Raw genomic sequence first — 23344 nt, 5'->3', positions numbered from 1 at the left:
TCCGATCAGCCCAGCAGATCGGCCACGCCGGCGCGCTCTTCTTCCAGCTCGGCCAGGGTGATGTCGATGTACTTCTTGGAGAAGTCGTCGATCGGCAGGTCCTTGACGATGCTGTACTTGCCGTTCTCGGTGGTCACCGGGAAGCCGAAGATCACGCCTTCCGGGATGCCGTAGGAGCCATCGGACGGAACGCCCATGGTCACCCACTTGCCGTTGCTGCCCAGCACCCAGTCATGCACGTGGTCGATGGCGGCATTGGCGGCCGAGGCGGCCGAGGACAGGCCACGGGCGGCGATGATCGCAGCGCCGCGCTTGCCGACGGTCGGGATGAAGGTGCCGGCGTTCCATTCCTGGTCGTTGATCAGCTCGGCCACCGAGGCGCCGCCGCTGGTGGTGGCGAAGCGGTAGTCCGGGTACATGGTCGGGCTGTGGTTGCCCCACACGGTGAACTTCTCGAAGCTGTCCACGGCCTTGCCGGTCTTGGCGGCCAGCTGGCTCAGGGCGCGGTTGTGGTCCAGGCGCAGCATCGCGGTGAAGTTCTTCGGATCCAGGTCCGGCGCCGACTTCATGGCGATGTAGGCGTTGGTGTTGGCCGGGTTGCCGACCACCAGCACCTTCACGTCGCGCTTGGCCACGGCGTTCAGCGCCTTGCCCTGCACGGTGAAGATCTTGGCGTTCTCCAGCAACAGGTCCTTGCGCTCCATGCCCGGGCCACGCGGACGCGCGCCGACCAGCAGGGCGACGTCGACGTCCTTGAACGCGACCAGCGGATCGGCGGTGGTCACCACGCCGGCCAGCAGCGGGAACGCGCAATCTTCCAGCTCCATCACCACGCCCTGCAGCGCGGCCTGGGCCTTTTCGTTGTCCAGCTCGAGCAGCTGCAGGATGACCGGCTGGTCCTTGCCCAGCATTTCGCCGGAGGCGATGCGGAACAGCAGGGCGTAACCGATCTGGCCGGCAGCGCCGGTCACGGCAACACGTACGGGTGCTTTCATGGGGGTTTCCTCTGCTAAGAAGCTTGGTGGGGTGGACAAGCCACGGCGGCGCGGCAACGCGGCGTCACCTGCCCGGATTCGGGATTGGCCGCCCATGCAGGCGGCCGGGGGGCGGTCAGGCGGCGAGGATCTTGTTCCACTCGGCCACGCGGTCGGCCTTGGCGGCCAGCGCGGCGTCGGCATCGCCTTCGATGGTGATCTTGTTGATGGTGTCGCCCTGCTTCACCGCATCGACCACGTCCAGGCCTTCGAGCACCTTGCCGAACACGGTGTGCTTGCCGTCCAGCCAGTCGGTCTTGATGTGGGTGATGAAGAACTGGCTGCCGTTGGTGTTCGGGCCGGCGTTGGCCATCGACAACACGCCGCGCTCGTGCTTGACGCCGTTGTTGGTCTCGTCCTCGAAGCGGTAGCCCGGGCCGCCACGGCCGGAACCCTCGGGGCAGCCGCCCTGGATCATGAAGTCGGCGATCACGCGGTGGAAGCTCAGGCCGTCGTAGAAGCCGCGCTTGGCCAGGTTGACGAAGTTGGCCACGGTCAGCGGCGCCTTGTCGGCGAACAGCTCGACCTTGATCGGGCCGCGGGAGGTGTCGAAATGGGCGATCAGGGACATGGAAATCCTTGGGTTACGGGGGGCGTTTTACCAGCCCAATAGAATACACCCAGGCCGCCGCCCGGGCCGATGGGGTGCGGCCGGGGCGCCCCGGCCGCCGGCTGTCCGCGCCCAGCTGAATGGAGCCCTCGGGGCCCGACGGTCGGATTTTTCGCGATCTGCCCCCGAGCCCGTATAATGTTGGACTTCTTTTTCCAAATCCGGCGCCGACTGGCCCCCTTTCGCATGTCCATCGAAAATCTTCGCAACATCGCCATCGTCGCCCACGTCGACCACGGCAAGACCACCCTCGTCGACCAGCTGCTCAAGCAGTCCGGCACCCTGTCCGAGCGCACCGTGCTGGCCGAGCGCGTGATGGACAGCAACGACCAGGAAAAGGAACGTGGCATCACCATCCTGGCCAAGAACACCGCCATCCGCTGGAACGGCAACCGCATCAACATCGTCGACACCCCCGGGCACGCCGACTTCGGCGGCGAGGTCGAGCGCGTGCTGTCGATGGTCGACTCGGTGCTGATCCTGGTCGACGCCATGGACGGCCCGATGCCGCAGACCCGCTTCGTGACCCAGAAGGCCTTCGCGATGGGCTTCAAGCCGATCGTCGTGGTCAACAAGGTGGACCGCCCGGGCGCGCGTCCGGACTGGGTGATCGACCAGGTGTTCGACCTGTTCGACAAGCTCGGCGCCACCAACGAGCAGCTGGACTTCCCGATCGTCTACGCCTCGGGCCTGAACGGCTACGCCGGCCTGGAGGACACCGTGCGCGACGGCGACATGACCCCGCTGTACGAGGCGATCATGCAGCACGTGCCGGCCCCGAGCGTGGACATCGAAGGCCCGTTCCAGATGCGCATCAGCCAGCTGGACTACAACAACTTCGTCGGCGTGATCGGCATCGGCCGCATCCAGCGCGGCAAGCTGAAGAAGAACATGCCGGTCACCGTGATCGACCGCGAAGGCAAGAAGCGCCAGGGCAAGGTGCTGCAGGTACTCGGCTTCATGGGCCTGGAGCGCATCGAGGTCGAAGAGGCGCAGGCCGGCGACATCGTGGCCATCTCCGGCATCCAGGAGCTGACCATCTCCGACACCATCTGCGCGCTGGACTTCCCCGAGGCGCTGCCGGCGCTGACCGTGGACGAGCCGACCATCTCGATGACCTTCCAGGTCAACAACTCGCCGTTCGCCGGCAACAAGGACCTGTCCGGCGGCAAGTTCCTGACCAGCCGCCAGATCCGCGAGCGCCTGGACCGCGAAAAGGTGCACAACGTTGCGCTGCGCGTGGAAGAAGGCTCCGACGCCGACAAGTTCCTGGTCTCCGGCCGCGGCGAGCTGCACCTGTCGGTGCTGATCGAGAACATGCGCCGCGAGGGCTACGAGCTGGCGGTGTCGCGCCCGGAAGTGATCATCAAGGAGATCGACGGCCAGCAGATGGAGCCGATCGAGCAGCTGGTGGTGGACATCGAGGAACAGCACCAGGGCGGCGTGATGGAGAAGCTGGGCATCCGCAAGGGCCAGCTGAAGAACATGGAGCCGGACGGCAAGGGCCGCGTGCGCCTTGACTACATGATCCCGGCGCGTGGCCTGATCGGCTTCCAGAACGAGTTCAAGACCCTGACCCAGGGCTCGGGCCTGCTGTTCCACGTATTCGACCACTACGGCCCGAAGGAACAGGGCGCGATCGCCAAGCGTCCGAACGGCGTGATGATCGCCAATGCGCCGGGCGTCACTCCCGCCTATGCGCTGGGACCGCTGGAAGAGCGCGGCCGCCTGTTCGCCGCCGAAGGCGACAACGTGTACGAAGGCCAGCTGGTCGGCATCCACTCCAAGGACAACGACCTGACCGTCAACGCCATCAAGACCAAGCCGCTGACCAACATGCGCGCTTCGGGCAAGGACGATGCGATCAAGCTGACCCCGGCCATCAAGTACACGCTGGAGCAGGCACTGGACTTCATCGAGGACGACGAGCTGGTGGAAGTCACCCCGAAGGAAATCCGCCTGCGCAAGAAGTTCCTGACCGAAAGCGACCGCAAGAAGGCTTCGCGCGGCGGCTGATCGCGTTGGCCGGCAACAAGCCCTACAACCCGGATCCGCACGCGCATCCGGGTCTGGCAGCCATCGCGCTGCTGGAAGCGGGAAAGGCCGTGCTGGCCTTTCTCGCGGCGGCCGGCCTGGAAATCTCCGGGCCCGCCCCGCTGCGCAACATCGTCGATGCCCTGATCCGCCGCATCGGCGGCGACCCCGAGCAGGGATCGTTCTCCTCGCTGCTGGACCTGATCACCCCCGACACCGTGCACCTGGGCGCCGCCGCGCTGGTCGCCTATGGCCTGCTGCGCGCACTGGAAGCATGGGGCCTGTGGCGGGCCCGCGCCTGGGCCTCGTGGCTGGGCTGCATTTCCGCGGCGCTTTACCTGCCACTGGACCTCTACGCCATCTTCCAGCACCCGGGCTGGGCCACCTGGTTGCTGCTGGCGATCAACCTGCTGGTGGTCTACGTGCTGGCGCGCGATATCGGCAAGCGCCACCAGGCAAGGCCCTGACCACCGGCTCCCGCACGATTGCCAAGGCCCCCGATGGCTGGTTAGCCTGCGTGGGTCCAGAAGGAACCTGATGATGCGCTGCCTTGCGATGCTGTCGGTCGTTGTCGTCGCCTTGTGCGCCTGCCAGGCCGAAACGCCACCGCCGCCGCGATCGACTCCGATCGCCACCCCCCTGCCGCCTGCGGACGACATCCCCCCGTTCCCCTATGCCGAAGCGGACATCGCCGGCCTGCAGGCGCGCATGGCCAGCGGCGAGCTGGACAGCGTCACCCTGACCCGCGCCTACCTGGACCGCATCGCCGCCATCGACCGCGCCGGCCCCACCCTGCGCGCCGTGATCGAGCTCAATCCCGATGCGCTGAAGGACGCCGCGCGGCTGGATGCCGAACGCCGCGCCGGCCGCCTGCGCGGGCCGCTGCACGGCATCCCGCTGCTGATCAAGGACAACATCGGCGCCCGCCCCATGAGCACCACTGCCGGCTCGCTGGCGCTGGAAGGCTTCCGCCCCGACGACGCCTTCCTGGTCGCGCGCCTGCGTGCGGCCGGCGCGCTGATCCTGGGCAAGAGCAACCTCAGCGAATGGGCCAATTTCCGTTCGCCGCATTCCACCTCCGGCTGGAGCGCGCGCGGCGGGCAGACCCGCAACCCCTACGCCCTCACCCGCAACCCCTGCGGCTCCAGCAGCGGCAGCGCGGTGGCGGTGGCGGCCAACCTCGCCACGGCTGCCGTCGGCACCGAAACCGATGGCAGCATCGTCTGTCCGGCCGCGGTCAACGGCATCGTCGGGCTCAAACCGACGGTAGGCCTGGTCAGCCGCAGCGGCATCGTGCCGATCTCGTTCAGCCAGGACACCGCCGGGCCGATGACCCGCAACGTGGCCGACGCCGCCACGCTGCTGACCGCCATGGCCGGGCGCGACACCGCCGACCCGGCCACCGCCACCATGCCCGGGCGGGCGGTCTACGACTACACCGCGCGCCTGCGCGGCGATGGCCTGCGCGGCGCCCGCATCGGCCTGCTGCGCAACCGGCTGAGCGAGCGGCCCGACATCGCCGCGGCGATGGACAACGCGGTGGAGGTGCTGCGCGAGGCCGGCGCCACCGTGGTGCCGGCGGAGATTCCCGGCGACGGCGGCTGGAACGAACCCGAACGCGAGCTGCTGCTCTACGAATTCAAGGCCGGGCTGGAGCGCTACCTGGACGTCCACGGGGCGCCGATACGGACGCTGGCGCAGCTGATCGCGTTCAACCACGAGCACGCCGAACGGGAGATGCCGTTCTTCGGCCAGGAGCTGCTGGAAGAGGCCGAGGCCAAGGGTGGCCTGGGCGAGCGCGCCTATATTTCCGCACGGACCCGTGCCCGCCGCCTGGCCGGCACCGAGGGCATCGACGCCGCGCTGCGGCTGCAACGACTCGATGCCCTGATCGCCCCCACCACCGGCGTCGCCTGGCCCACCACGCCCGGCCAGGGCGATGATTTCCCCGGTGGCAGCTACGGTGCCGCCGCCGTGGCCGGCTACCCCAGCCTGAGCGTGCCCATGGGCCACGCCGACGGCCTGCCGCTGGGCCTGCTGTTCATGGGCACCGCCTGGAGCGAACCGCGGCTGATCGAACTGGGCTACGCCTACGAACAGCTCACCCGCGCGCGCCGGCCACCCGCCTTCCACGGCGGTCAGCCATCGCCGCCCCGCTCGCGCTGATCCCGGCGCCTGCCGTCAGGAAACCGGAAGCTTGCCCTGCTTGCGCACGATCGCCATCGCGATCTCCAGCGACTGCTCGTAGTTCAGGCGCGGGTCGACGCTGGAACGGTAGGCCCGCTCCAGATCGCGCTCGGTCAGTTCGCGCGCACCGCCGGTGCATTCGGTCACGTCCTCGCCGGTCAGTTCCAGGTGCACCCCGCCCAGGCGGGTGCCGGCGGCGGCATGCAGGTCGAACGACAGCTCCACTTCGCTGCGGATGTTGTCGAAACGCCGGGTCTTGTAGCCGTTGCTGGTGCTCTCGGTGTTGCCGTGCATCGCATCGCACACCCACAGCACGCGGCGGCCATCCCGCTTGACCGCGTTGAGCAGCGGCGGCAGCTTCTCGGCGATCTGCGCCGCGCCCATGCGGTGGATGAAGCTCAGGCGCCCCGGCTCGTCGTCGGGATTGAGTACGTCGATCAGCCGCAGCAGCTGGTCCGGCTGCACCGATGGCCCGACCTTGATCGCGATCGGGTTGCGCACGCCGCGCAGGTACTCGACGTGGGCGCCGTCCAGTGCCGCGGTGCGCATGCCGATCCACGGGTAGTGCGTGCTCAGGTTGAACCAGCCCCACTGCCGCGGCACCTGCCGCGTCAGCGCCTGCTCGTAGGGCAGCAGCAGCGCTTCGTGCGAAGTGTAGAAGTCGATGCGGTTGAGGTTGTGCACCGGCGAGCCGGACAGCGTCTCCATGAAGCGCACCGCATCGTCGATCGAGGCCACCATGCGCTGGTAGTCCTCGGCCAGCGGCGAGCAGCCCACCCAGCTCAGGTTCCAGTATTCGGGGTGATGCAGGTCGGCGAAACCGCCATCGATCAGGGCACGCACGAAGTTCATCGTCATCGCCGAACGCGAGTGCGCGGTGATCATCCGCTGCGGGTCCGGCATCCGCGCCTGCGCGGTGAACTCCGGCGCGTTGATCACGTCGCCGCGGTAGCTCGGCAGTGCCACGCCGTCGCGGGTCTCGGTATCGGCCGAACGCGGCTTGGCGTACTGCCCGGCAAAGCGCCCCACCCGGATCACCGGCGTGCGCAGGCCGTGCACCAGCACCAGGCTCATCTGCAGCAACACCTTGAGCCGGTTGGAAACCGTGCTCGATTCGCAGTCGCTGAAATTCTCGGCGCAATCGCCGCCCTGCAGCAGGAAACGCTTGCCCTCCTGGGCCTCGGCCAGTTGCCGCTTCAGCGCGAAGATCTCCCAGGACGTCACCAGCGGCGGCAGGCGTTGCAGTTCGGCCAGCGCCGCATCCAGCGCCACCGGGTCCGGATAGGTCGGCATCTGCAGACCGGGCTTGCTGCGCCAGCTGTCCGGCGCCCAGTGCTCGGGCAGGTTGACAGGCTGCGGGCTGCGGTCCGGGGAGTTCATGGGAAAGGTTCCAGTGGGGGGAAACAGGAGAAGCTTGCGGGGATCAGAGCAGGCGCTTGGCGCGCGCGCGCCAGCCCGCGTACAGCGCCCAGCCGCCGAGCAGCACGAACCACACCAGGCTCCACATCGGCATGCTCAGGCCCAGGAACTGCCAGTCGATGTTGCCGCAGTCGCCGGTACCGGTGAGGACCGTGCGGAACACCTCCAGCGGCCCCATCGTCTCGCTGAGGAAGCTCAGCGGGGGACCACAGCTGGACATCGCGTCCTTCGGCATCACCTGCACCCAGACGTGGCGGCCGGCGATGCCGATGCCGACGGCGGCCGCGATGAAGGCCAGCACGCCGTAGGTCTTGCGTCCGGCACCGTCGCCCGGGCCATGCAACGCGCCGATCAGGAACAGCAGCCCCAGCGCGGCAAAGGCCAGCCGCTGGAAGATGCACAGCGGACAGGGCTCCAGCCCCAGCTGCAACTGCAGGTAGATGGCATACCCCAGCAGCCCGGCACAGACCAGGAAACCCAGCAGGAACTGGGCGCGGAAATTCCATCGCAATGGATTCATCGCAAACGCTCGTCGATATCGAGCGACAAGGGTAGCAGGCCGGCATCGCCGTCCGAACCCCGCGGTTGCCGCGTTTATCGGATCACTGCGTCGCCGGAAACGAAAAACCCGGCTCGAGGCCGGGTTCTCCGCAAGACATCTGGCGCGAACGGTCCGATTACTCGGCCACTTCCTCGGCCACGACCGGACGGTCGACCAGCTCGACGTACGCCATCGGCGCGTTGTCGCCGGCGCGGAAGCCGCACTTGAGGATGCGCAGGTAACCGCCCGGGCGGGCCTGGTAACGCGGGCCCAGCTCGACGAACAGCTTGCCCACGGCTTCCTTGTCGCGCAGGCGCGCGAAGGCCAGGCGGCGGTTGGCGACGCCATCGGTCTTGGCCAGGGTGATCAGCGGCTCGGCGACGCGGCGCAGTTCCTTGGCCTTCGGCAGGGTGGTCTTGATCAGTTCGTGCTTGAACAGCGAGGCGGCCATGTTCTTGAACATCGCTTCGCGGTGGGCGCTGGTGCGGTTGAACTTGCGACCGGATTTCTGGTGGCGCATGGTGTTGGTTCCTGTGGAATGTTGAAACTACTGGGAATCGCTGTCGCCTTCCTGGCGTTGAAACATGGACTGCGGATGGCCCTGACCAGTCGTCCAGACCGGATGTGCGCCGCGGGCCTTCAGGCCCGTCGGCGCGATGCTGCGGGTGCTGTCAGCCGAGCATGCCGTGCTGGGCGACGCCGGCCGGCGGCCAGTTCTCCAGCTTCATGCCCAAGGAAAGGCCGCGCTGGGCGAGCACTTCCTTGATCTCGGTGAGCGACTTCTTGCCCAGGTTCGGGGTCTTGAGCAGCTCCACTTCGGTCTTCTGGATCAGGTCGCCGATGTAGTAGATGCTCTCGGCCTTGAGGCAGTTGGCCGAACGCACGGTCAGCTCCAGGTCGTCGATCGGGCGCAGCAGCACCGGGTCGACGCCGTTGTTGGCCGGCTTGGCCGCACCGCGGTCGCGGTGGGTGAAGTCACCGAACACCGACAGCTGGTCGCTGAGGATGTCGGCGGCGGTGCGCACGGCTTCCTCGGCGTCGATCGTGCCGTTGGTCTCGATGTCCAGCACCAGCTTGTCCAGGTCGGTACGCTGCTCGACGCGGGCCGCTTCCACCGAATAGGCGACGCGGCGCACCGGCGAGAACGAGGCGTCCAGGACCAGGCGGCCGATGGCACGGGTTTCTTCGTCCGGACGACGGCGGGCGGCGGCCGGCTGGTAGCCGAAACCGCGCTCGACCTTCAGGCGCATGTTCAGCGCGACGTCCTTGGTCAGGTGGCAGATCACGTGATCGCCGTTGAGGACCTCGACGTTGTGGTCGACCTTGATGTCGGCGGCGGTCACGATGCCCGGGCCCTGCTTGGACAGGGACAGGGTGGCGCTGTCGCCGGTGTGCATACGGATCGCCACGTCCTTCAGGTTGAGCAGGACTTCCAGCACGTCCTCCTGCAGCCCTTCGACCGTGGTGTACTCATGCAGCACGCCGTCGATCTCGACTTCGGTGATGGCGAAGCCCGGGATGGACGACAGCAGCACGCGACGCAGGGCGTTGCCCAGCGTATGCCCGTAACCACGCTCCAAGGGCTCGATGACGACCTTGGCGCGGGTCTCGGTAAGGCGTTCGATCTGCGGACCGCGAGGACGCAGAACCTGGTTGGCGGTAACCGTCATGTTGCGGGTTCTCCTGCGAACCTCCGGTGCGACCCGGAGGTTCTCCATTGTGAATTACTTCGAATACAACTCGACGATCAGCGCTTCGTTGATATCCGCAGGCAGGTCGGCGCGATCCGGCACGGCCTTGAAGATGCCGCTGAACTTCTTCGAATCGACTTCCACCCACGACGGGCTGAGGTCGTGCTGTTCGGCCACGGTCAGGGCTTCCTGCACGCGCAGCTGCTTCTGCGCCTTTTCGGACAGGGCGATCGCGTCGCCCGCCTTGACCTGGTACGAAGCCAGGTTCACCGACTTGCCGTTGACCGTGACGCCACGGTGCGAAACCAGCTGGCGCGCGGCCGGGCGGGTGACGGCAAAGCCCATGCGGTAGACGACGTTGTCCAGGCGGGTTTCCAGCAGCTGCAGCAGGTTCTCGCCGGTGTTGCCCTTCTTGGTCGAGGCCTTCTTGTAGTAGTTGCGGAACTGACGCTCCAGCAGGCCGTAGATACGCTTGACCTTCTGCTTTTCGCGCAGCTGGGTGGCGTAGTCGGACAGCTTGCCCTTGCGGGCGGTGGCGCCGTGCTGGCCGGGCTTCTGCTCCAGCTTGCACTTGGAGTCCAGCGCACGGGCCGGGCTCTTGAGGGAAAGATCGGCGCCTTCGCGGCGGGCGAGCTTACAGGTAGGACCGATATAACGAGCCATTTCTTATCGCTCCTTTAGACGCGACGCTTCTTCGGCGGACGGCACCCGTTGTGCGGGATTGGCGTCACGTCGATGATGTTGGTGATCTTGTAGCCCACGTTGTTCAGCGAGCGCACGGCCGACTCACGACCCGGACCCGGGCCCTTGATGCGGACTTCCAGCGACTTCACGCCGTAATCCAGCGCAGCGCGGCCGGCCTTTTCGGCGGCGACCTGTGCGGCGAACGGGGTCGACTTGCGCGAGCCGCGGAAGCCGGCGCCACCGGAGGTCGCCCAGGACAGTGCATTGCCCTGACGGTCGGTGATGGTCACGATGGTGTTGTTGAAAGAAGCGTGGACGTGGGCGACGCCATCGGTGATGACGCGCTTGATCTTCTTCTTGGTCTTAGCAGCGGGCTTAGCCATTTGTCAGTCCCTTACTTCCTGATCGCCTTGCGCGGACCCTTGCGGGTGCGGGCGTTGGTACGGGTACGCTGGCCACGCAGCGGCAGACCGCGACGGTGACGCAGGCCACGGTAGCAACCCAGGTCCATCAGACGCTTGATGGCGATGCCGATTTCGCGGCGCAGGTCGCCCTCGACGATGTACTTGCCGATCTCGGCGCGCAGGCGCTCGATTTCCGGCTCCGACAGGTCGCGGATCTTGGTGGTCGAAGTCACGCCTGCGGCATCGCAGACTTTCTTCGAGCGGGTACGGCCGATGCCGTAAATGCTTTGCAACCCGACCCAGACATGCTTCTGGGCTGGCAGGTTGACGCCTGCAATACGCGCCATGACGCGGTTCTCCAGCTGAGTGATGGCCGACTGCGCGCCACGGGCACGCCAATCCGGCAGGATGGATCAAAAAAGTGAACTAGCGATTCTAACAAGGTCTCGGTTTACATGGAAGCCCGTGGAACCGGAAGGTTCCATGGACCCGGCATGGGGAGTGTGCCCATGCTCCGGCGCCGGATGTCGTTGGCGGCGGGAAACCTCCCCGCCTCCGCCCGCGCTACTCCCGCGCGGAACCACCACATCTCACCCCCACCCGAGACCGCTGCAGGGGCCGCCCTTCTATTCGGAAGGCCGCGTCCGGGAACCGGAGGGCCTTCGCGTCGGGAAGCGGAAATTATAACCGGGGAATCAGTTGCGGGCAAAACCGCCGCGCGAACCGCCCTTCAGGTTGGCCTTCTTCAACAGGCTCTCGTACTGGTGCGACATCAGGTGGGCCTGGATCTGCGCAATGAAGTCCATCACCACCACCACCACGATCAGCAGCGAGGTGCCGCCGAAGTAGAACGAGGCGTTGAGCTGGGTGCGCATGATCTCCGGCAACAGGCACACGATCACCAGGTACACCGAGCCGGCCGCGGTCAGGCGGGTCAGCACGCCGTCGACGTAGTCGGCGGTGGCCTTGCCCGGACGGATGCCCGGGATCAGCGCGCCCGACTTCTTCAGGTTGTCGGCCGTTTCCTGCGAGTTGAACACCAGTGCGGTGTAGAAGAACGCAAAACCGCTGATCAGGCCGGCGAACACGATCATGTGCAGCGGCTCGCCCGGACCCAGCGCGTTGGCCACGCGCTGCAGCCAGGTGGCCTGGCTGGCCTGGCCCGACCACATCGCCAGGGTCGCCGGGAACGCCAGGATGCTGGAGGCAAAGATCGCCGGGATCACGCCGGCCATGTTCAGCTTCAGCGGCAGGAACGAGGTCTGGTTCATGTACGCGTTGCGACCGCCCTGGCGGCGCGCGTAGTTCACGGTGATCCGGCGCTGGCCGCGCTCGACGAACACCACGAAGTAAGTGAAGGCCAGCACCAGCAGCACGATCATCAGCAGCGAGATGAAGCTCATGTTGCCGTCGCGATAGGCCTCGACGGTCTGGATCACCGCCGACGGCAGGCCGGCGACGATGCCGGCGAAGATGATCAGCGACACGCCGTTGCCGATGCCGCGCTCGGTCACCTGCTCGCCGACCCACATCAGGAAGATGGTGCCGGCGGTCAGCGCGACCACCGCGGTCAGCACGAAGCCCATGCCCGGCGCATAGACGACCGGCGCGCCGCCCGGCGACAGCTGGTTCTGCAGCGCCAGGGCGATGCTGCCGCCCTGCACCACCGCCAGCAACACGGCGCCGATGCGGGAATATTGCGTGATCTTGCGGCGACCCGATTCACCTTCCTTCTGCAACGCCTTCAGCGTCGGGAAGATGTGGACCGCCAGCTGCATCACGATCGATGCCGAAATGTACGGCATCACGTTCAACGCGAAGATGCTGAAACGGTGCAGGGCGCCGCCCGAGAACATGTTGAACATGTCCACGATGCCGCCGCCCTGCGCCTGCATCAACGAAAGCATGGCATCGGGATTCACGCCAGGCACCGGCACGTAGCAGCCGATGCGATAGACGAGCAATGCCCCGAGTACGAACAGAAGACGCTGGCGAAGTTCAGTGAACTTGCCCATTCCGCCCGCGAGGTTACCGATGCCAGCTTGCGCCATGTTCCAGTTACTCCTGTACGCTGCCGCCGGCAGCTTCGATCGCAGCCTTGGCGCCGGCGGTAGCCGCAACACCCTTCAGGGTGAACGCCTTGGTCAGCTCGCCCTTCTTGACGATCTTGGCCTTCTTGGCCGTCGACGGGACCAGCTTCGCGGCACGCAGTGCGGCGAAATCGATCTCGCCGGCCGGCAGCTTGTCCAGCTGGTAGGACAGCACTTCGGCGGTGTCCTTGGCGATCGGCGAACGGAAGCCGATCTTCGGCAGACGGCGCTGCATCGGGGTCTGGCCGCCTTCGAAGCCAGCCTTGATCTTGCCGCCACCCTTGCGGGCGAACGAACCCTTGTGACCGCGGCCGGCGGTCTTGCCGAGGCCGGAGCCGATGCCGCGGCCGACGCGGGTGCGCTCGGTGCGGGCGCCCGGGGCCGGGCTCAGTTCATTGAGACGCAGAGTCATGGTCGATTACTCCTCAACCTGGACGAGGTAGTGAACCTTGTTGATCAGACCGCGAACCTGCGGGCTGTCCTTCAGTTCACGCACATCGTTGAGCTTGTTCAGGCCCAGGGCACGCACCGACAGGCGGTGGCGCTGCTGGGTTCCACGCAGGCCGCGCACCAGGCGCACCTTCACGGTCTTGTTGGACTCATTAGCCATGGTTGAGTTCCTCCACCTTCTTGCCGCGCTTGGCCGCGATGCGGGCCGGCGACTGCATGCCGGCCAGACCCTTCAGGGTGGCGCGCACCAGGTTGATCGGATTGCGCGAACCGACGGCCTTGGCCAGCACGTTCTTCACGCCAACGGCTTCCAGCACGGCGCGCATGGCACCGCCGGCGATGACGCCGGTACCTTCGGAAGCCGGCTGCATGAACACGCGGGCGGCACCGTGGCCGTCCTTCACTGCATGCCACAGGGTGCCGTTGTTCAGGTCGACGTTGACCAGGTTCTTGCGGGCCTGCTCCATCGACTTCTGGATGGCGACCGGCACTTCGCGCGCCTTGCCGTAGCCGAATCCGACCTTGCCCTCGCCGTCGCCGACCACGGTCAGCGCGGTGAAGGTGAACTGACGACCGCCCTTGACGGTCTTGCTGACGCGGTTGACCGCGACCAGCTTCTCGATCATGCCGTCGTCGACTTTCTCTTCGCGGTTGCGGTCGCGATCACGACCCCGCGGTGCACGTTCTTCTGCCATTTCGATTCCTTGATTGTTGAAATATGTACGGCTCGAGGCCGCTTATGGTTGTGGAATGCCGCATTGGATCGCCAGCCGCTGCAGAAGAACGGTGGCGCCCGGCGCAACCCGCGCCGGCAGGTAGGCGGGAACGGGGCATCACCCCGTTCCCCGATACCTCAGAACTGCAGGCCGCCTTCGCGGGCCGCATCGGCCAGGGCCTTGATGCGACCGTGGTAGCGGTAGCCCGAGCGGTCGAACGCGACCTTCTCGATGCCCGCAGCCTTGGCGCGCTCGGCGACCAGCTTGCCGACCTTGACGGCGGCGTCGCTGTTCTTGCCGTTCTTCAGGCCTTCCTTCACGTCGGCCTGCAGGGTGTTGGCGGCAGCCAGCACCTTGGAGCCGTCGGCGGTGAAGACCTGCGCGTACAGGTGCTGGCCGGTACGCAGCACCGTCAGACGCGGCACGCCCAGCTCGCGGATGTGTGCACGGGTCGACTTGGCGCGACGCAGACGAGCGATGTTCTTGTTCATGATCTTTTTCCTTGGAAAGCTGAGGACCCGAATTAGGCCTTCTTGGCTTCCTTACGAATGATGACTTCACCGGCGTACTTCACACCCTTGCCCTTGTAGGGCTCCGGCGGACGGAAACCGCGGATCTTGGCCGCGACTTCGCCGACGCGCTGCTTGTCGGTGCCCTGCACCACCACCTCGGTCTGGGTCGGGGTCGACAGGGTGATGCCTTCCGGCGCGACGAACACGATCGGGTGCGAGAAGCCGAGCGACAGGCTCAGGTCCTTGCCCTGCATCGCGGCGCGGTAACCGACGCCGACCAGCTCCAGCTTCTTCTCGAAGCCTTCGGAAACGCCATGGACCATGTTGGCCAGGATGGCGCGCACGGTACCGGTCAGGGCGATCTGCGACGGATCGTTGGCGGCCAGGGTGGCGACGCCGTTCTCGACGGTGATTTCAACGCCGGCGGACTTGGCCAGCGACAGGGTGCCCTTCGGGCCCTTGACGCTCACCAGCTCCGGCTGGATGTTCAGTTCAACGCCCTTGGGCAGGTTGACCGGCTTCTTGGCTACGCGGGACATAGTGGACTCCTTCTCGCCTTAGGCCACGAAGCACAGGACTTCGCCGCCGACGCCCAGCTGGCGCGCCTGCGCATCAGTCATGATGCCCTTGGAGGTGGAAATGATGGCGATGCCCAGGCCGTTGAGGACCTTCGGCAGCTCGCTCTTGCCGCGGTACTGGCGCAGGCCCGAGCGCGAGTAGCGCTTCAGGGTAGCGATGACCGGCTTGCCTTCGAAGTACTTCAGGACGATTTCGAGTTCGGCCTTGTTGTTCTCGATCTGGTTGACGCGCAGGTCGGTGATGTAGCCCTCGGCCTTCAACACCTCTGCGATTGCCACCTTGATCTTGGAGGACGGCGCCTTCACCGTCTGCTTGCCAACCGCGGCCGCATTCTTGATGCGGACCAGCAGGTCGGCGATGGGATCAGTCATGCTCATAGTCGATTACCTTTGAGTGCACCGATATCCGCTTTCGCGAAAATCTCGTGTTTTCCTGGGGTGGGCCAGGGCCCTTGACGCGTTGCCCACCGCAAACCGGCAGGCAAGGAGCGGGATTATACGACAAAGAGTCCGACTTGCGTCGGACTCCCTGAAAAGATGCCCCGGCGGTACCCTGCCCCGGCATCCCCGGACCGCCCCGCTGGGCGGACCCGGTTCGCTCTTACCAGCTGGCCTTGCGCAGGCCCGGCACGTCGCCGCGCATGGTGGCTTCGCGCAGCTTGTTGCGGCCCAGGCCGAACTTGCGGTACACGCCACGCGGGCGGCCCGACAGTTCGCAACGGGTGCGCTGGCGGCTCGGCGACGAATCGCGCGGCAGCTTGGCCAGCTTGGTAGCCGCATCGATCTTCTCTTCGTAGCTCGCGTCCACCGAGGACACGATCTTCTTCAGAGCAGCGCGCTTTTCGGCGTACTTCTTGGCCAGCTTTGCCCGCTTGATGTCGCGGTTGACCATGGAGGTCTTTGCCATTTCGGTTTCCTCGACGAATCAGTTACGGAACGGGAACTTGAACGCTGCCAGCAGCGCCTTGGCTTCCGCATCGGTCTTGGCGGTGGTGGTGATGGCGATATCCATGCCGCGGATCGCGTCGACGGCGTCGAAGTCGATTTCCGGGAAGATGATCTGTTCCTTCACACCCATGTTGAAGTTGCCGCGACCGTCGAAGGAACGACCGGAAACACCACGGAAGTCGCGCACGCGCGGCAGCGAGATGTTGATCAGGCGGTCCAGGAACTCGTACATCTTCACCCGGCGCAGCGTGGTCTTGCAGCCGATCGGCCAACCATCGCGGATCTTGAACGACGCCACCGAGATGCGCGACTTGGTGACCACCGGCTTCTGGCCGGAGACCTTGGCCATGTCGGCGACGGCGTTTTCCAGGATCTTTTTGTTGGTCGCGGCTTCGCCCACACCCATGTTCAGGGTGATCTTGACCAGCTTCGGCACTTCCATCGGATTGGTGTAGCCGAACTGCTTCATCAGCGCCGGCACCACTTCTTCCTTGTAGATTTTTTCGAGACGGGAAGTCATCAGCTCATTCCTCAGGCGTCGAGCGCCTCACCGCTGGAGCGGAACACACGCAGTTTGCGCCCATCCTCCAGCACCTTGAAGCCAACGCGTTCGCCCTTGCCCGTGGCCGGGTTGACGACGTTCACGTTGGAGATATGGATCGACGCTTCGCGCTCGACCACGCCGCCGGCGATGCCCGCCTGCGGATTCGGCTTGGTGTGCCGCTTGACGATGTTCACGTTGGAGACGACCACGCGGTCGCCGTCAACGCGGACGACTTCGCCCTGCTTGCCCTTGTCCTTGCCGGTGTTGACGACAACCTGGTCGCCCTTCTTGATACGGTTAGCCATGTCTAAGTCCTCCGCTCACAGCACTTCGGGAGCGAGCGAGACGATCTTCATGAACTTCTCGGAGCGCAGCTCGCGGGTAACCGGCCCGAAGATGCGCGTGCCGATCGGCTCTTGCTTGTTGTTGAGCAGGACCGCGGCGTTGCCGTCGAAGCGGATCAGCGAACCGTCGGCGCGACGCACACCCTTGCGGGTACGCACCACGACGGCGTCGTACACTTCACCCTTCTTGACCTTGCCGCGCGGAATCGCGTCCTTCACGGTGACCTTGATGATGTCGCCGATGTGCGCGTAACGGCGCTTGGAACCACCCAGCACCTTGATGCACATCAGTTCCTTGGCACCGGAATTGTCGGCGGCATCGAGGTAGCTCTGCATCTGGATCATGATTCAGATCTCCTTATTCGGCCGCGCGGGTGACGATTTCCACCACCCGCCAGTTCTTGGTCTTGGACAGCGGCGCAATCTCGGTCACACGCACGACGTCGCCTTCGTTGCAGGCATTGTCGGCGTCGTGAGCGTGCAGCTTGGTCGAGCGCTTGATGTACTTGCCGTACAGGGCGTGCTTGACCTGGCGCTCCACCAACACGGTGACCGTCTTGTCCATCTTGTTGCTGACGACACGGCCTTCGACCGTGCGCAGCGTCTTGTTTTCGTTGTTGTCGCTCATCGCGGCCATCCTTACTTCGTGCTGCCGATCAGATGCTTGACGCGAGCAATCTCGCGGCGCACCCGGCGGGTTTCGTGGGTCTTCGGCAGCTGCCCGGTGACCTGCTGCATACGGAGCGAGAACTGCTCCTTACGCAGGTCGATCAGGTGGGCCTTGAGTTCGTCAGCCGACTTTTCGCGGAGTTGTTTGATGTCCATCAGCGCACCGTCCGGGTCACGAAAGTGGTGGTCACCGACAACTTGGCGGCAGCCAGGCGGAACGCCTCGCGGGCCACGTCTTCGGCGACGCCCTCGATTTCATAGATCATGCGGCCGGGCTGGATCTGGGCCACCCAGTATTCCACGTTGCCCTTACCCGAACCCATTCGGACTTCGATGGGCTTCTTGGTGATCGGCTTGTCGGGGAACACACGGATCCACATCTTGCCGCCGCGCTTGACGTAGCGGCTGATCGAGCGGCGGGCCGCCTCGATCTGGCGCGCGGTCAGCTGACCGTGCGCCGTCGCCTTCAGGCCGTACTCGCCGAAGCTGACGGCATTAGCGCTCCAGCTCAGGCCGTCGTTGCGGCCCTTGTGCATCTTGCGGTATTTGGTTCGCTTGGGTTGCAACATTGCCGTTACCTCGCTTCACGAGCCGGGCGCGACGGACGGTCACCACGGTCGCCACGATCGTTGCGATCGCCGCGCGGGGAGTCGTCCTGCTTCTCCTGGCCAACCTGGGAGAAATCGAAGATCTCGCCCTTGTAGATCCAGACCTTGATGCCGATGATGCCGTAGGTCGTCTTGGCTTCAGCGAAGCCGTAGTCGATGTCGGCACGCAGCGTGTGCAGCGGCACGCGGCCTTCGCGGTACCACTCCGAACGGGCGATTTCCGCGCCGTTCAAGCGGCCGGCCACGTTGACCTTGATGCCCAGGGCACCCAGGCGCATCGCATTGCCGACCGAGCGCTTCATCGCGCGGCGGAACATGATGCGGCGTTCCAGCTGCTGCGCGATCGACTCGGCAACCAGCTGCGCGTCCAGCTCGGGCTTGCGCACTTCGGTGACGTTGATGTGGGCGGGAACGCCCATCATCTCGCTCACTTCCTTGCGCAGCTTCTCGATGTCCTCGCCGCGCTTGCCGATCACCACGCCCGGACGGGCGGTGTGGATCGTCACACGCGCGGTCTTGGCCGGACGCTCGATCAGGATCTTGCTGATGCCCGCCTGCGCCAGCTTCTTGCGCAGCATTTCACGGACCTTGAGGTCGGCCGCCAGGTAGCTGGCGAACTCGGCCTTGTTGGCGTACCACTTGGAGTTCCAGTCCTTGGCAATACCCAAGCGGATTCCAATCGGATGAACTTTATGACCCATCGTCTTTTCCTTTCCGCTTACTTGCCGGCGCCCACAACCACAGTGATGTGGCTGGTGCGCTTGAGGATGCGGGTACCGCGGCCTTTCGCCCGCGCCATGAAACGCTTCAGGGTCGGACCTTCATCAACCATGATGGTCTTGACCTTCAGCTCGTCGACATCGGCACCCTGGTTGTTCTCGGCATTGGCGATCGCCGACTCCACCACCTTCTTGATCAGGTGGGCAGCCTTCTTGTCCGAGAACTTCAGCAGGTTGACGGCGCGTTCGGCCGGCAGGCCGCGCACCTGGTCGGCGACCAGGCGTGCCTTCTGCGGGGAGATGCGCGCGGTGCGCAGGATTGCTTTCGCTTCCATCGTCATCTCTCCTTACCTACCCGACTTCTTGTCGCCACCGTGACCCTTGAAGGTACGGGTGACGGCGAATTCGCCAAGCTTGTGGCCGACCATGTTCTCGTTGACCAGCACCGGAACGTGGTTCTTGCCGTTGTGCACGGCGATGGTGATGCCCACCATTTCCGGCAGGATCATCGAACGGCGCGACCAGGTCTTGATCGGCTTCTTACTGCCCGCAGCGGCCTCCACCTTCTTGATGAGGTGGTGATCGACGAACGGGCCTTTCTTGAGTGAACGTGCCATGGTCGATTAGCCCCTACGATCGCGGACGATGAACTGCTGGGTGCGCTTGTTATGGCGCGTCTTGTAACCCTTGGTCGGCACACCCCACGGGGTGACCGGGTGCGGGTTGCCCTGGCCGGCCTTGGCCTCACCACCACCGTGCGGGTGGTCGACCGGGTTCATGGCCGCACCGCGGACGGTCGGCTTGACACCGCGCCAGCGCTTGGCGCCGGCCTTGCCCAGCTTCTCCAGGTTGTGCTCGTCGTTGCCGACTTCGCCGATGGTGGCGCGGCATTCGACCGGCACCTTGCGCATTTCACCCGAGCGCAGGCGCAGGGTGGCGTAGATGCCTTCGCGGGCGACCAGCTGCACGGCGGCACCGGCGGCGCGGGCGATCTGGGCGCCCTTGCCCGGCTTCAGCTCGATGCCGTGGACCGTGGTGCCGACCGGGATGTTGCGCAGCGGCAGGGTGTTGCCGGTCTTGATCGGCGCATCCGAACCTGCGATCACCTGGTCGCCGGCCTTCAGGCCCTTCGGCGCGATGATGTAGCGGCGCTCGCCGTCGACGTAGCACAGCAGGGCGATGTGGGCGGTGCGGTTCGGATCGTATTCGATGCGTTCCACGCGCGCCGGAATGCCTTCCTTGTTGCGCTTGAAGTCGATGATGCGGTAGTGCTGCTTGTGACCACCACCCACGTGACGGGTGGTGATGCGACCGTGGTGGTTACGACCACCGGACTTGCTCTGCGGCTCCAGCAACGCTGCGTGCGGGGCGCCCTTGTGCAGATCGGGCGTGACCACGCGCACGGCCGAACGACGGCCTGCGGAGGTGGGCTTGAATTTCATCAATGGCATGGGATGTACCTCAGGCCTTGGCCGTTACGTCGATGGACTGGCCATCGGCCAGACGCACGTACGCCTTGCGCCAATCGCCGCGACGGCCGGTGCGGTTACGGAAGGACTTGTTCTTGCCCTTGACGTTGACCACGTTGACCGCTTCGACCTTGACGTCGAACAGCTGCTCGACCGCGGCCTTCACATCGGCCTTGGTGGCTTCGTTCGAAACTTCGAAGACGTACTGGTTGGAGAGTTCCTGCAGGCGCGCGGTCTTCTCGGAGACTCGCGGAGCGCGCAGCACGCTGAAGATTTTTTCGTTGCTGCTCATGCCAGCCACTCCTCGACCTTCTTGACCGCGTCAGCGGTGATGACGACCGTGTCGGCACCGACCAGAGCGACCGGATCCATGCCCTGCACGTCACGCACCTGCACGTAGGGCAGGTTGCGGGCCGACAGGTACAGCGACTCGGAAGCCTCTTCGGTCACGATCAGCGGGCGCTTGCCCACTTCCAGACCGGCCAGCTTGGCGATCAGCGCCTTGGTGCTGGTCGCTTCGACGTCGAAAGACTCGACGACCGTGATGCGGCCCTGGCGGTTCAGCTCGGACAGGATCGCGCAGATGGCTGCACGGTACTGCTTGCGGTTGACCTTCTGCTCGAAGCTGCGCGGCTTGGCCGCGAAGGTGACACCGCCGCCGACGAAGATCGGAGCCGTCAGCGCGCCATGACGCGCACCGCCGCCCTTCTGCTTCTTCGACTTCTTGGTGGTACCAGCCACTTCAGAACGCGTCTTCTGCGCCTTGGTGCCGGCGCGCGCGGCGTTGCGATAGGCAACGACGACCTGGTGGACCAGATCTTCGCTGAATTCGCGACCGAACACGGCTTCGGAGACCGAGACCTTGTTGTTGCTACCCGTGATAACGAGTTCCATCGTCATCTCTCCTTATGCCTTGCTCGCCGGACGCACGATCACGTCGCCACCGGCTGCGCCAGGCACGGCGCCGCGAATGGCAATCAGACCACGCTCGACGTCGACCTTGACCACTTCCAGGTTCTGCGTGCTCTGCTGCACGGCACCCATGTGGCCGGACATCTTCTTGCCCGGGAAAACGCGACCCGGGGTCTGGCGCTGACCCAGCGAACCCGGCGCGCGGTGCGACAGCGAGTTACCGTGGGTTGCATCGCCCATACGGAAGTTGTGGCGCTTGATGGTGCCCTGGAAACCCTTGCCCTTGGTGACGCCCTGGACGTCGACCTTCTGGCCGACCTCGAAGATGTCCGCCTTGACCTCGCCGCCGACGGCGTAATCGCCCAGCTGCGAATCCTCGACGCGGAATTCCCACAGGCCGCGACCCGCTTCGACCTTCGCCTTGGCGAAGTGGCCGGCAGCCGGCTTGTTGACCAGCGCGGCACGACGGGCGCCGACGGTCACCTGCACGGCGCTGTAGCCGTCGGTTTCGACGGTCTTGATCTGCGCGATGCGGTTCGGGGTGGCTTCAATCAGGGTCACCGGGATGGAACGGCCATCTTCGGTGAAAACACGGCTCATGCCGGCCTTGCGGCCCACGAAGCCCAACGAATATTTCTTCGTCATGGTCGCAGCCCTCAGGTCAACTTGATCTGCACGTCGACGCCGGCAGCCAGTTCGAGCTTCATCAGCGCGTCCACGGTCTTGTCGTTGGGGTCGACGATGTCGAGCACGCGCTTGTGCGTGCGGGTCTCGTACTGGTCACGCGCGTCCTTGTCGACGTGCGGGGAGACGAGAACGGTATAACGTTCGATCTTGGTCGGCAGCGGGATCGGGCCACGCACTTGCGCGCCGGTCCGCTTTGCCGTCTCGACGATCTCGCTGGCCGAACGGTCGATCAAACGATGATCGAACGCCTTCAGCCGAATCCGGATCTTTTGGTCCGCCATGACGGGGGTATCCTTCGTTAAAAGAGCGACGGGCAAGGCCTCTGGGATGCCTGCCCCGGTGAATTCCTGAATTCGGGTCGCCGCCGGATCCTGCGCGGCGCCAAGGCCAGTCCCTGGGCCTCAAAAACTGAGGCAGACCAGTTTCCCGATCTGCCCAGACGAAAAAGTATAGCGCGCGTACAAAGTGCTCGTCAATAGCATTGCTATCGACTTTGCCTGAACGGCGCGACCTTCCCGGTCTGGCGAACACGAGCGGCGTCCTGCCTCTCTTTTCGCGGTGTGAATCCGACGTCCTACCCAGGAACGCCGGGGCGCGAATTCTACAGAGAAAAAATCCGCCTGCCAAGCCCTTTGACCTAGAAGGACGCCCGGAGAGCGGCTTCAACCGCACAACGTGCCCGCGTCAAGTTCATATCGGCACTTCCCGATGCCCTGAACGACAAAGGGCGGCCCGAGGGCCGCCCTTTGCGTCAGTCATCGATGGACCCTGCGGAAGCCGCCGGATCCCCGCCTTACCAGCCATTCGGCTGTTGAAAAGCGCGTCACGGGGACGACCAACCGGCAAAGCCGGGTGCCCGTGCGCAACCGGGCCGGTCTGTTACTTGATGATCTTGGAGACCACGCCGGCACCGACGGTACGACCGCCTTCGCGGATCGCGAAACGCAGGCCTTCGTCCATCGCCACCGGGTTGATCAGCGTGACCGACATCTTCACGTTGTCGCCCGGCATCACCATCTCCACACCTTCCGGCAGCTGCACCGCGCCGGTGATGTCGGTGGTACGGAAGTAGAACTGCGGACGGTAGCCCTTGAAGAACGGGGTGTGACGGCCGCCCTCGTCCTTCGACAGCACGTACACTTCGGCGTCGAACTCGGTGTGCGGGGTGATCGAACCCGGCTTGGCCAGCACCTGGCCGCGCTCCACGTCGTCACGCTTGGTGCCGCGCAGCAGCAGACCGGCGTTGTCGCCTGCCTGGCCCTGGTCCAGCAGCTTGCGGAACATTTCCACGCCGGTCACGGTGGTCTTCTGGGTCGGGCGGATACCGACGATTTCGATTTCGTCGCCCACCTTGATGATGCCGCGCTCGATACGACCGGTCACCACGGTGCCGCGGCCCGAGATCGAGAACACGTCTTCCACCGGCATCAGGAACGGCTTGTCGACGTCACGCTCCGGGGTCGGGATCCAGCTGTCCAGCGCCTCGACCAGCTT

35 protein-coding genes are annotated in these 23344 nt (G+C 65.3%); 3 read left to right on the top strand and 32 right to left on the bottom strand.

Annotated elements, in window-relative coordinates; genetic code table 11:
- Nucleotides 1-5: 5 nt before the first annotated feature.
- On the bottom strand, nt 6-995 hold the full coding sequence (locus OK345_RS05830) for a malate dehydrogenase (RefSeq protein WP_265126990.1): 990 nt from the start codon (nt 993-995) through the stop codon (nt 6-8).
- Between the two features lie 115 nt (nt 996-1110).
- Nucleotides 1111-1605, bottom strand: coding sequence for a peptidylprolyl isomerase (locus OK345_RS05825; RefSeq protein WP_265126989.1), 495 nt, complete (start codon nt 1603-1605; stop codon nt 1111-1113).
- Between the two features lie 225 nt (nt 1606-1830).
- Between OK345_RS05825 and typA the strand changes: the two genes are divergently transcribed.
- The 3 genes from typA (at nt 1831) to OK345_RS05810 (ending at nt 5844) form a co-directional block, all read left to right on the top strand.
- Nucleotides 1831-3660: a translational GTPase TypA gene (gene typA, locus OK345_RS05820; RefSeq protein ID WP_265126988.1), complete on the top strand. Its 1830-nt coding sequence runs from the start codon at nt 1831-1833 to the stop codon at nt 3658-3660.
- A gap of 5 nt (nt 3661-3665) precedes the next feature.
- A complete protein-coding gene (locus OK345_RS05815) occupies nt 3666-4145 on the top strand; it encodes a DUF2127 domain-containing protein (protein WP_265126987.1) in 480 nt (159 codons plus the stop codon).
- Nucleotides 4146-4233: 88 nt separating this feature from the next.
- On the top strand, nt 4234-5844 hold the full coding sequence (locus OK345_RS05810; protein ID WP_265127309.1) for an amidase: 1611 nt from the start codon (nt 4234-4236) through the stop codon (nt 5842-5844).
- Between the two features lie 15 nt (nt 5845-5859).
- On the opposite strand, the gene OK345_RS05805 is transcribed toward OK345_RS05810, so the two are convergent.
- From OK345_RS05805 to OK345_RS05660, 30 genes are all read right to left on the bottom strand, one after another.
- A complete protein-coding gene (locus OK345_RS05805; RefSeq protein ID WP_265126986.1) occupies nt 5860-7245 on the bottom strand; it encodes a class II 3-deoxy-7-phosphoheptulonate synthase in 1386 nt (461 codons plus the stop codon).
- Between the two features lie 43 nt (nt 7246-7288).
- Complete coding sequence (locus OK345_RS05800; RefSeq protein ID WP_265126985.1) at nt 7289-7804, bottom strand: disulfide bond formation protein B; 516 nt, start codon at nt 7802-7804, stop codon at nt 7289-7291.
- Nucleotides 7805-7961: 157 nt separating this feature from the next.
- Nucleotides 7962-8345: a 50S ribosomal protein L17 gene (rplQ, locus tag OK345_RS05795; protein ID WP_265126984.1), complete on the bottom strand. Its 384-nt coding sequence runs from the start codon at nt 8343-8345 to the stop codon at nt 7962-7964.
- Nucleotides 8346-8496: 151 nt separating this feature from the next.
- A complete protein-coding gene (locus tag OK345_RS05790; RefSeq protein ID WP_265126983.1) occupies nt 8497-9495 on the bottom strand; it encodes a DNA-directed RNA polymerase subunit alpha in 999 nt (332 codons plus the stop codon).
- A 54-nt stretch (nt 9496-9549) separates the two neighbouring features.
- Nucleotides 9550-10179 carry a 30S ribosomal protein S4 gene (rpsD, locus tag OK345_RS05785; RefSeq protein ID WP_057639432.1) on the bottom strand — a complete coding sequence of 210 codons (630 nt, stop codon included), beginning with the start codon at nt 10177-10179 and terminating at the stop codon, nt 9550-9552.
- A 14-nt stretch (nt 10180-10193) separates the two neighbouring features.
- Entirely contained in the window at nt 10194-10583 is a 390-nt protein-coding gene (gene rpsK / locus OK345_RS05780) for a 30S ribosomal protein S11 (protein WP_042614211.1), read from the bottom strand.
- Nucleotides 10584-10594: 11 nt separating this feature from the next.
- Entirely contained in the window at nt 10595-10951 is a 357-nt protein-coding gene (gene rpsM / locus OK345_RS05775) for a 30S ribosomal protein S13 (protein WP_265126982.1), read from the bottom strand.
- Between the two features lie 348 nt (nt 10952-11299).
- Complete coding sequence (gene secY / locus OK345_RS05770; protein WP_265126981.1) at nt 11300-12655, bottom strand: preprotein translocase subunit SecY; 1356 nt, start codon at nt 12653-12655, stop codon at nt 11300-11302.
- 7 nt (nt 12656-12662) lie between these two features.
- Nucleotides 12663-13106: a 50S ribosomal protein L15 gene (gene rplO, locus OK345_RS05765; RefSeq protein WP_265126980.1), complete on the bottom strand. Its 444-nt coding sequence runs from the start codon at nt 13104-13106 to the stop codon at nt 12663-12665.
- A gap of 6 nt (nt 13107-13112) precedes the next feature.
- Entirely contained in the window at nt 13113-13304 is a 192-nt protein-coding gene (gene rpmD, locus OK345_RS05760) for a 50S ribosomal protein L30 (protein ID WP_265126979.1), read from the bottom strand.
- A complete protein-coding gene (gene rpsE, locus OK345_RS05755) occupies nt 13297-13839 on the bottom strand; it encodes a 30S ribosomal protein S5 (RefSeq protein ID WP_225764618.1) in 543 nt (180 codons plus the stop codon). The genes rpmD and rpsE overlap by 8 nt, the downstream gene beginning before the upstream one ends.
- A 158-nt stretch (nt 13840-13997) precedes the next feature.
- Entirely contained in the window at nt 13998-14351 is a 354-nt protein-coding gene (rplR, locus tag OK345_RS05750) for a 50S ribosomal protein L18 (RefSeq protein WP_265126978.1), read from the bottom strand.
- A gap of 32 nt (nt 14352-14383) precedes the next feature.
- Nucleotides 14384-14911: a 50S ribosomal protein L6 gene (rplF, locus tag OK345_RS05745; protein WP_265126977.1), complete on the bottom strand. Its 528-nt coding sequence runs from the start codon at nt 14909-14911 to the stop codon at nt 14384-14386.
- 18 nt (nt 14912-14929) lie between these two features.
- Nucleotides 14930-15328, bottom strand: coding sequence for a 30S ribosomal protein S8 (gene rpsH, locus OK345_RS05740; RefSeq protein ID WP_265126976.1), 399 nt, complete (start codon nt 15326-15328; stop codon nt 14930-14932).
- Between the two features lie 223 nt (nt 15329-15551).
- Nucleotides 15552-15857, bottom strand: a complete 306-nt coding sequence (rpsN, locus tag OK345_RS05735) for a 30S ribosomal protein S14 (protein WP_265126975.1) — start codon at nt 15855-15857, stop codon at nt 15552-15554.
- Nucleotides 15858-15875: 18 nt separating this feature from the next.
- Nucleotides 15876-16418 carry a 50S ribosomal protein L5 gene (gene rplE, locus OK345_RS05730; RefSeq protein ID WP_265126974.1) on the bottom strand — a complete coding sequence of 181 codons (543 nt, stop codon included), beginning with the start codon at nt 16416-16418 and terminating at the stop codon, nt 15876-15878.
- Nucleotides 16419-16429: 11 nt separating this feature from the next.
- Nucleotides 16430-16747 carry a 50S ribosomal protein L24 gene (rplX, locus tag OK345_RS05725; RefSeq protein WP_265126973.1) on the bottom strand — a complete coding sequence of 106 codons (318 nt, stop codon included), beginning with the start codon at nt 16745-16747 and terminating at the stop codon, nt 16430-16432.
- 15 nt (nt 16748-16762) lie between these two features.
- Nucleotides 16763-17131 (bottom strand): 50S ribosomal protein L14, encoded by a 369-nt coding sequence (gene rplN, locus OK345_RS05720; RefSeq protein ID WP_019186153.1) that lies wholly within the window; start codon nt 17129-17131, stop codon nt 16763-16765.
- Nucleotides 17132-17144: 13 nt separating this feature from the next.
- Nucleotides 17145-17414, bottom strand: coding sequence for a 30S ribosomal protein S17 (gene rpsQ / locus OK345_RS05715; RefSeq protein WP_265126972.1), 270 nt, complete (start codon nt 17412-17414; stop codon nt 17145-17147).
- 11 nt (nt 17415-17425) lie between these two features.
- Nucleotides 17426-17611, bottom strand: coding sequence for a 50S ribosomal protein L29 (gene rpmC, locus OK345_RS05710; RefSeq protein WP_265126971.1), 186 nt, complete (start codon nt 17609-17611; stop codon nt 17426-17428).
- The gene (rplP, locus tag OK345_RS05705; protein ID WP_265126970.1) at nt 17611-18024 is read right to left on the bottom strand and encodes a 50S ribosomal protein L16; all 414 of its coding nucleotides are present in this window, start codon (nt 18022-18024) and stop codon (nt 17611-17613) included. Before rplP ends, rpmC begins: the two co-directional genes overlap by 1 nt.
- A gap of 5 nt (nt 18025-18029) precedes the next feature.
- Entirely contained in the window at nt 18030-18764 is a 735-nt protein-coding gene (gene rpsC, locus OK345_RS05700; RefSeq protein WP_265126969.1) for a 30S ribosomal protein S3, read from the bottom strand.
- A gap of 17 nt (nt 18765-18781) precedes the next feature.
- Nucleotides 18782-19117 carry a 50S ribosomal protein L22 gene (gene rplV / locus OK345_RS05695; protein ID WP_132866034.1) on the bottom strand — a complete coding sequence of 112 codons (336 nt, stop codon included), beginning with the start codon at nt 19115-19117 and terminating at the stop codon, nt 18782-18784.
- A 12-nt stretch (nt 19118-19129) separates the two neighbouring features.
- Nucleotides 19130-19399 (bottom strand): 30S ribosomal protein S19, encoded by a 270-nt coding sequence (rpsS, locus tag OK345_RS05690; protein ID WP_265126968.1) that lies wholly within the window; start codon nt 19397-19399, stop codon nt 19130-19132.
- Between the two features lie 6 nt (nt 19400-19405).
- Nucleotides 19406-20233, bottom strand: a complete 828-nt coding sequence (rplB, locus tag OK345_RS05685) for a 50S ribosomal protein L2 (RefSeq protein ID WP_265126967.1) — start codon at nt 20231-20233, stop codon at nt 19406-19408.
- A gap of 10 nt (nt 20234-20243) precedes the next feature.
- Nucleotides 20244-20543: a 50S ribosomal protein L23 gene (rplW, locus tag OK345_RS05680; RefSeq protein ID WP_265126966.1), complete on the bottom strand. Its 300-nt coding sequence runs from the start codon at nt 20541-20543 to the stop codon at nt 20244-20246.
- Nucleotides 20540-21145, bottom strand: a complete 606-nt coding sequence (rplD, locus tag OK345_RS05675) for a 50S ribosomal protein L4 (protein WP_265126965.1) — start codon at nt 21143-21145, stop codon at nt 20540-20542. The genes rplW and rplD overlap by 4 nt, the downstream gene beginning before the upstream one ends.
- A gap of 12 nt (nt 21146-21157) precedes the next feature.
- On the bottom strand, nt 21158-21808 hold the full coding sequence (rplC, locus tag OK345_RS05670) for a 50S ribosomal protein L3 (RefSeq protein ID WP_265126964.1): 651 nt from the start codon (nt 21806-21808) through the stop codon (nt 21158-21160).
- A gap of 11 nt (nt 21809-21819) precedes the next feature.
- The gene (gene rpsJ, locus OK345_RS05665; RefSeq protein WP_005408208.1) at nt 21820-22131 is read right to left on the bottom strand and encodes a 30S ribosomal protein S10; all 312 of its coding nucleotides are present in this window, start codon (nt 22129-22131) and stop codon (nt 21820-21822) included.
- Nucleotides 22132-22729: 598 nt separating this feature from the next.
- The coding region (locus OK345_RS05660) for an EF-Tu C-terminal domain-related protein (protein WP_265126963.1) at nt 22730-23344 on the bottom strand (615 nt) is incomplete at its 5' end.

This window comes from Xanthomonas chitinilytica, assembly GCF_026107455.2.
GTDB classification, from domain to species: Bacteria; Pseudomonadota; Gammaproteobacteria; order Xanthomonadales; family Xanthomonadaceae; genus Stenotrophomonas; species Stenotrophomonas chitinilytica.
Note: the sequence above shows the minus strand (reverse complement) of the source record. Positions and strands in the feature narration are given on the sequence as shown.

What these genes read in the sequence shown, in the direction of transcription:
- OK345_RS05830 (WP_265126990.1), bottom strand. Translation starts at nt 995, where the DNA reads ATGAAAGCACCCGTACGTGTTGCCGTGACCGGCGCTGCCGGCCAGATC.
- OK345_RS05825 (WP_265126989.1), bottom strand. Translation starts at nt 1,605, where the DNA reads ATGTCCCTGATCGCCCATTTCGACACCTCCCGCGGCCCGATCAAGGTC.
- typA (WP_265126988.1), top strand. Translation starts at nt 1,831, where the DNA reads ATGTCCATCGAAAATCTTCGCAACATCGCCATCGTCGCCCACGTCGAC.
- OK345_RS05810 (WP_265127309.1), top strand. Translation starts at nt 4,234, where the DNA reads ATGCTGTCGGTCGTTGTCGTCGCCTTGTGCGCCTGCCAGGCCGAAACG.
- OK345_RS05805 (WP_265126986.1), bottom strand. Translation starts at nt 7,245, where the DNA reads ATGAACTCCCCGGACCGCAGCCCGCAGCCTGTCAACCTGCCCGAGCAC.
- OK345_RS05800 (WP_265126985.1), bottom strand. Translation starts at nt 7,804, where the DNA reads ATGAATCCATTGCGATGGAATTTCCGCGCCCAGTTCCTGCTGGGTTTC.
- rplQ (WP_265126984.1), bottom strand. Translation starts at nt 8,345, where the DNA reads ATGCGCCACCAGAAATCCGGTCGCAAGTTCAACCGCACCAGCGCCCAC.
- OK345_RS05790 (WP_265126983.1), bottom strand. Translation starts at nt 9,495, where the DNA reads ATGACGGTTACCGCCAACCAGGTTCTGCGTCCTCGCGGTCCGCAGATC.
- rpsD (WP_057639432.1), bottom strand. Translation starts at nt 10,179, where the DNA reads ATGGCTCGTTATATCGGTCCTACCTGTAAGCTCGCCCGCCGCGAAGGC.
- rpsK (WP_042614211.1), bottom strand. Translation starts at nt 10,583, where the DNA reads ATGGCTAAGCCCGCTGCTAAGACCAAGAAGAAGATCAAGCGCGTCATC.
- rpsM (WP_265126982.1), bottom strand. Translation starts at nt 10,951, where the DNA reads ATGGCGCGTATTGCAGGCGTCAACCTGCCAGCCCAGAAGCATGTCTGG.
- secY (WP_265126981.1), bottom strand. Translation starts at nt 12,655, where the DNA reads ATGGCGCAAGCTGGCATCGGTAACCTCGCGGGCGGAATGGGCAAGTTC.
- rplO (WP_265126980.1), bottom strand. Translation starts at nt 13,106, where the DNA reads ATGACTCTGCGTCTCAATGAACTGAGCCCGGCCCCGGGCGCCCGCACC.
- rpmD (WP_265126979.1), bottom strand. Translation starts at nt 13,304, where the DNA reads ATGGCTAATGAGTCCAACAAGACCGTGAAGGTGCGCCTGGTGCGCGGC.
- rpsE (WP_225764618.1), bottom strand. Translation starts at nt 13,839, where the DNA reads ATGGCAGAAGAACGTGCACCGCGGGGTCGTGATCGCGACCGCAACCGC.
- rplR (WP_265126978.1), bottom strand. Translation starts at nt 14,351, where the DNA reads ATGAACAAGAACATCGCTCGTCTGCGTCGCGCCAAGTCGACCCGTGCA.
- rplF (WP_265126977.1), bottom strand. Translation starts at nt 14,911, where the DNA reads ATGTCCCGCGTAGCCAAGAAGCCGGTCAACCTGCCCAAGGGCGTTGAA.
- rpsH (WP_265126976.1), bottom strand. Translation starts at nt 15,328, where the DNA reads ATGAGCATGACTGATCCCATCGCCGACCTGCTGGTCCGCATCAAGAAT.
- rpsN (WP_265126975.1), bottom strand. Translation starts at nt 15,857, where the DNA reads ATGGCAAAGACCTCCATGGTCAACCGCGACATCAAGCGGGCAAAGCTG.
- rplE (WP_265126974.1), bottom strand. Translation starts at nt 16,418, where the DNA reads ATGACTTCCCGTCTCGAAAAAATCTACAAGGAAGAAGTGGTGCCGGCG.
- rplX (WP_265126973.1), bottom strand. Translation starts at nt 16,747, where the DNA reads ATGGCTAACCGTATCAAGAAGGGCGACCAGGTTGTCGTCAACACCGGC.
- rplN (WP_019186153.1), bottom strand. Translation starts at nt 17,131, where the DNA reads ATGATCCAGATGCAGAGCTACCTCGATGCCGCCGACAATTCCGGTGCC.
- rpsQ (WP_265126972.1), bottom strand. Translation starts at nt 17,414, where the DNA reads ATGAGCGACAACAACGAAAACAAGACGCTGCGCACGGTCGAAGGCCGT.
- rpmC (WP_265126971.1), bottom strand. Translation starts at nt 17,611, where the DNA reads ATGGACATCAAACAACTCCGCGAAAAGTCGGCTGACGAACTCAAGGCC.
- rplP (WP_265126970.1), bottom strand. Translation starts at nt 18,024, where the DNA reads ATGTTGCAACCCAAGCGAACCAAATACCGCAAGATGCACAAGGGCCGC.
- rpsC (WP_265126969.1), bottom strand. Translation starts at nt 18,764, where the DNA reads ATGGGTCATAAAGTTCATCCGATTGGAATCCGCTTGGGTATTGCCAAG.
- rplV (WP_132866034.1), bottom strand. Translation starts at nt 19,117, where the DNA reads ATGGAAGCGAAAGCAATCCTGCGCACCGCGCGCATCTCCCCGCAGAAG.
- rpsS (WP_265126968.1), bottom strand. Translation starts at nt 19,399, where the DNA reads ATGGCACGTTCACTCAAGAAAGGCCCGTTCGTCGATCACCACCTCATC.
- rplB (WP_265126967.1), bottom strand. Translation starts at nt 20,233, where the DNA reads ATGCCATTGATGAAATTCAAGCCCACCTCCGCAGGCCGTCGTTCGGCC.
- rplW (WP_265126966.1), bottom strand. Translation starts at nt 20,543, where the DNA reads ATGAGCAGCAACGAAAAAATCTTCAGCGTGCTGCGCGCTCCGCGAGTC.
- rplD (WP_265126965.1), bottom strand. Translation starts at nt 21,145, where the DNA reads ATGGAACTCGTTATCACGGGTAGCAACAACAAGGTCTCGGTCTCCGAA.
- rplC (WP_265126964.1), bottom strand. Translation starts at nt 21,808, where the DNA reads ATGACGAAGAAATATTCGTTGGGCTTCGTGGGCCGCAAGGCCGGCATG.
- rpsJ (WP_005408208.1), bottom strand. Translation starts at nt 22,131, where the DNA reads ATGGCGGACCAAAAGATCCGGATTCGGCTGAAGGCGTTCGATCATCGT.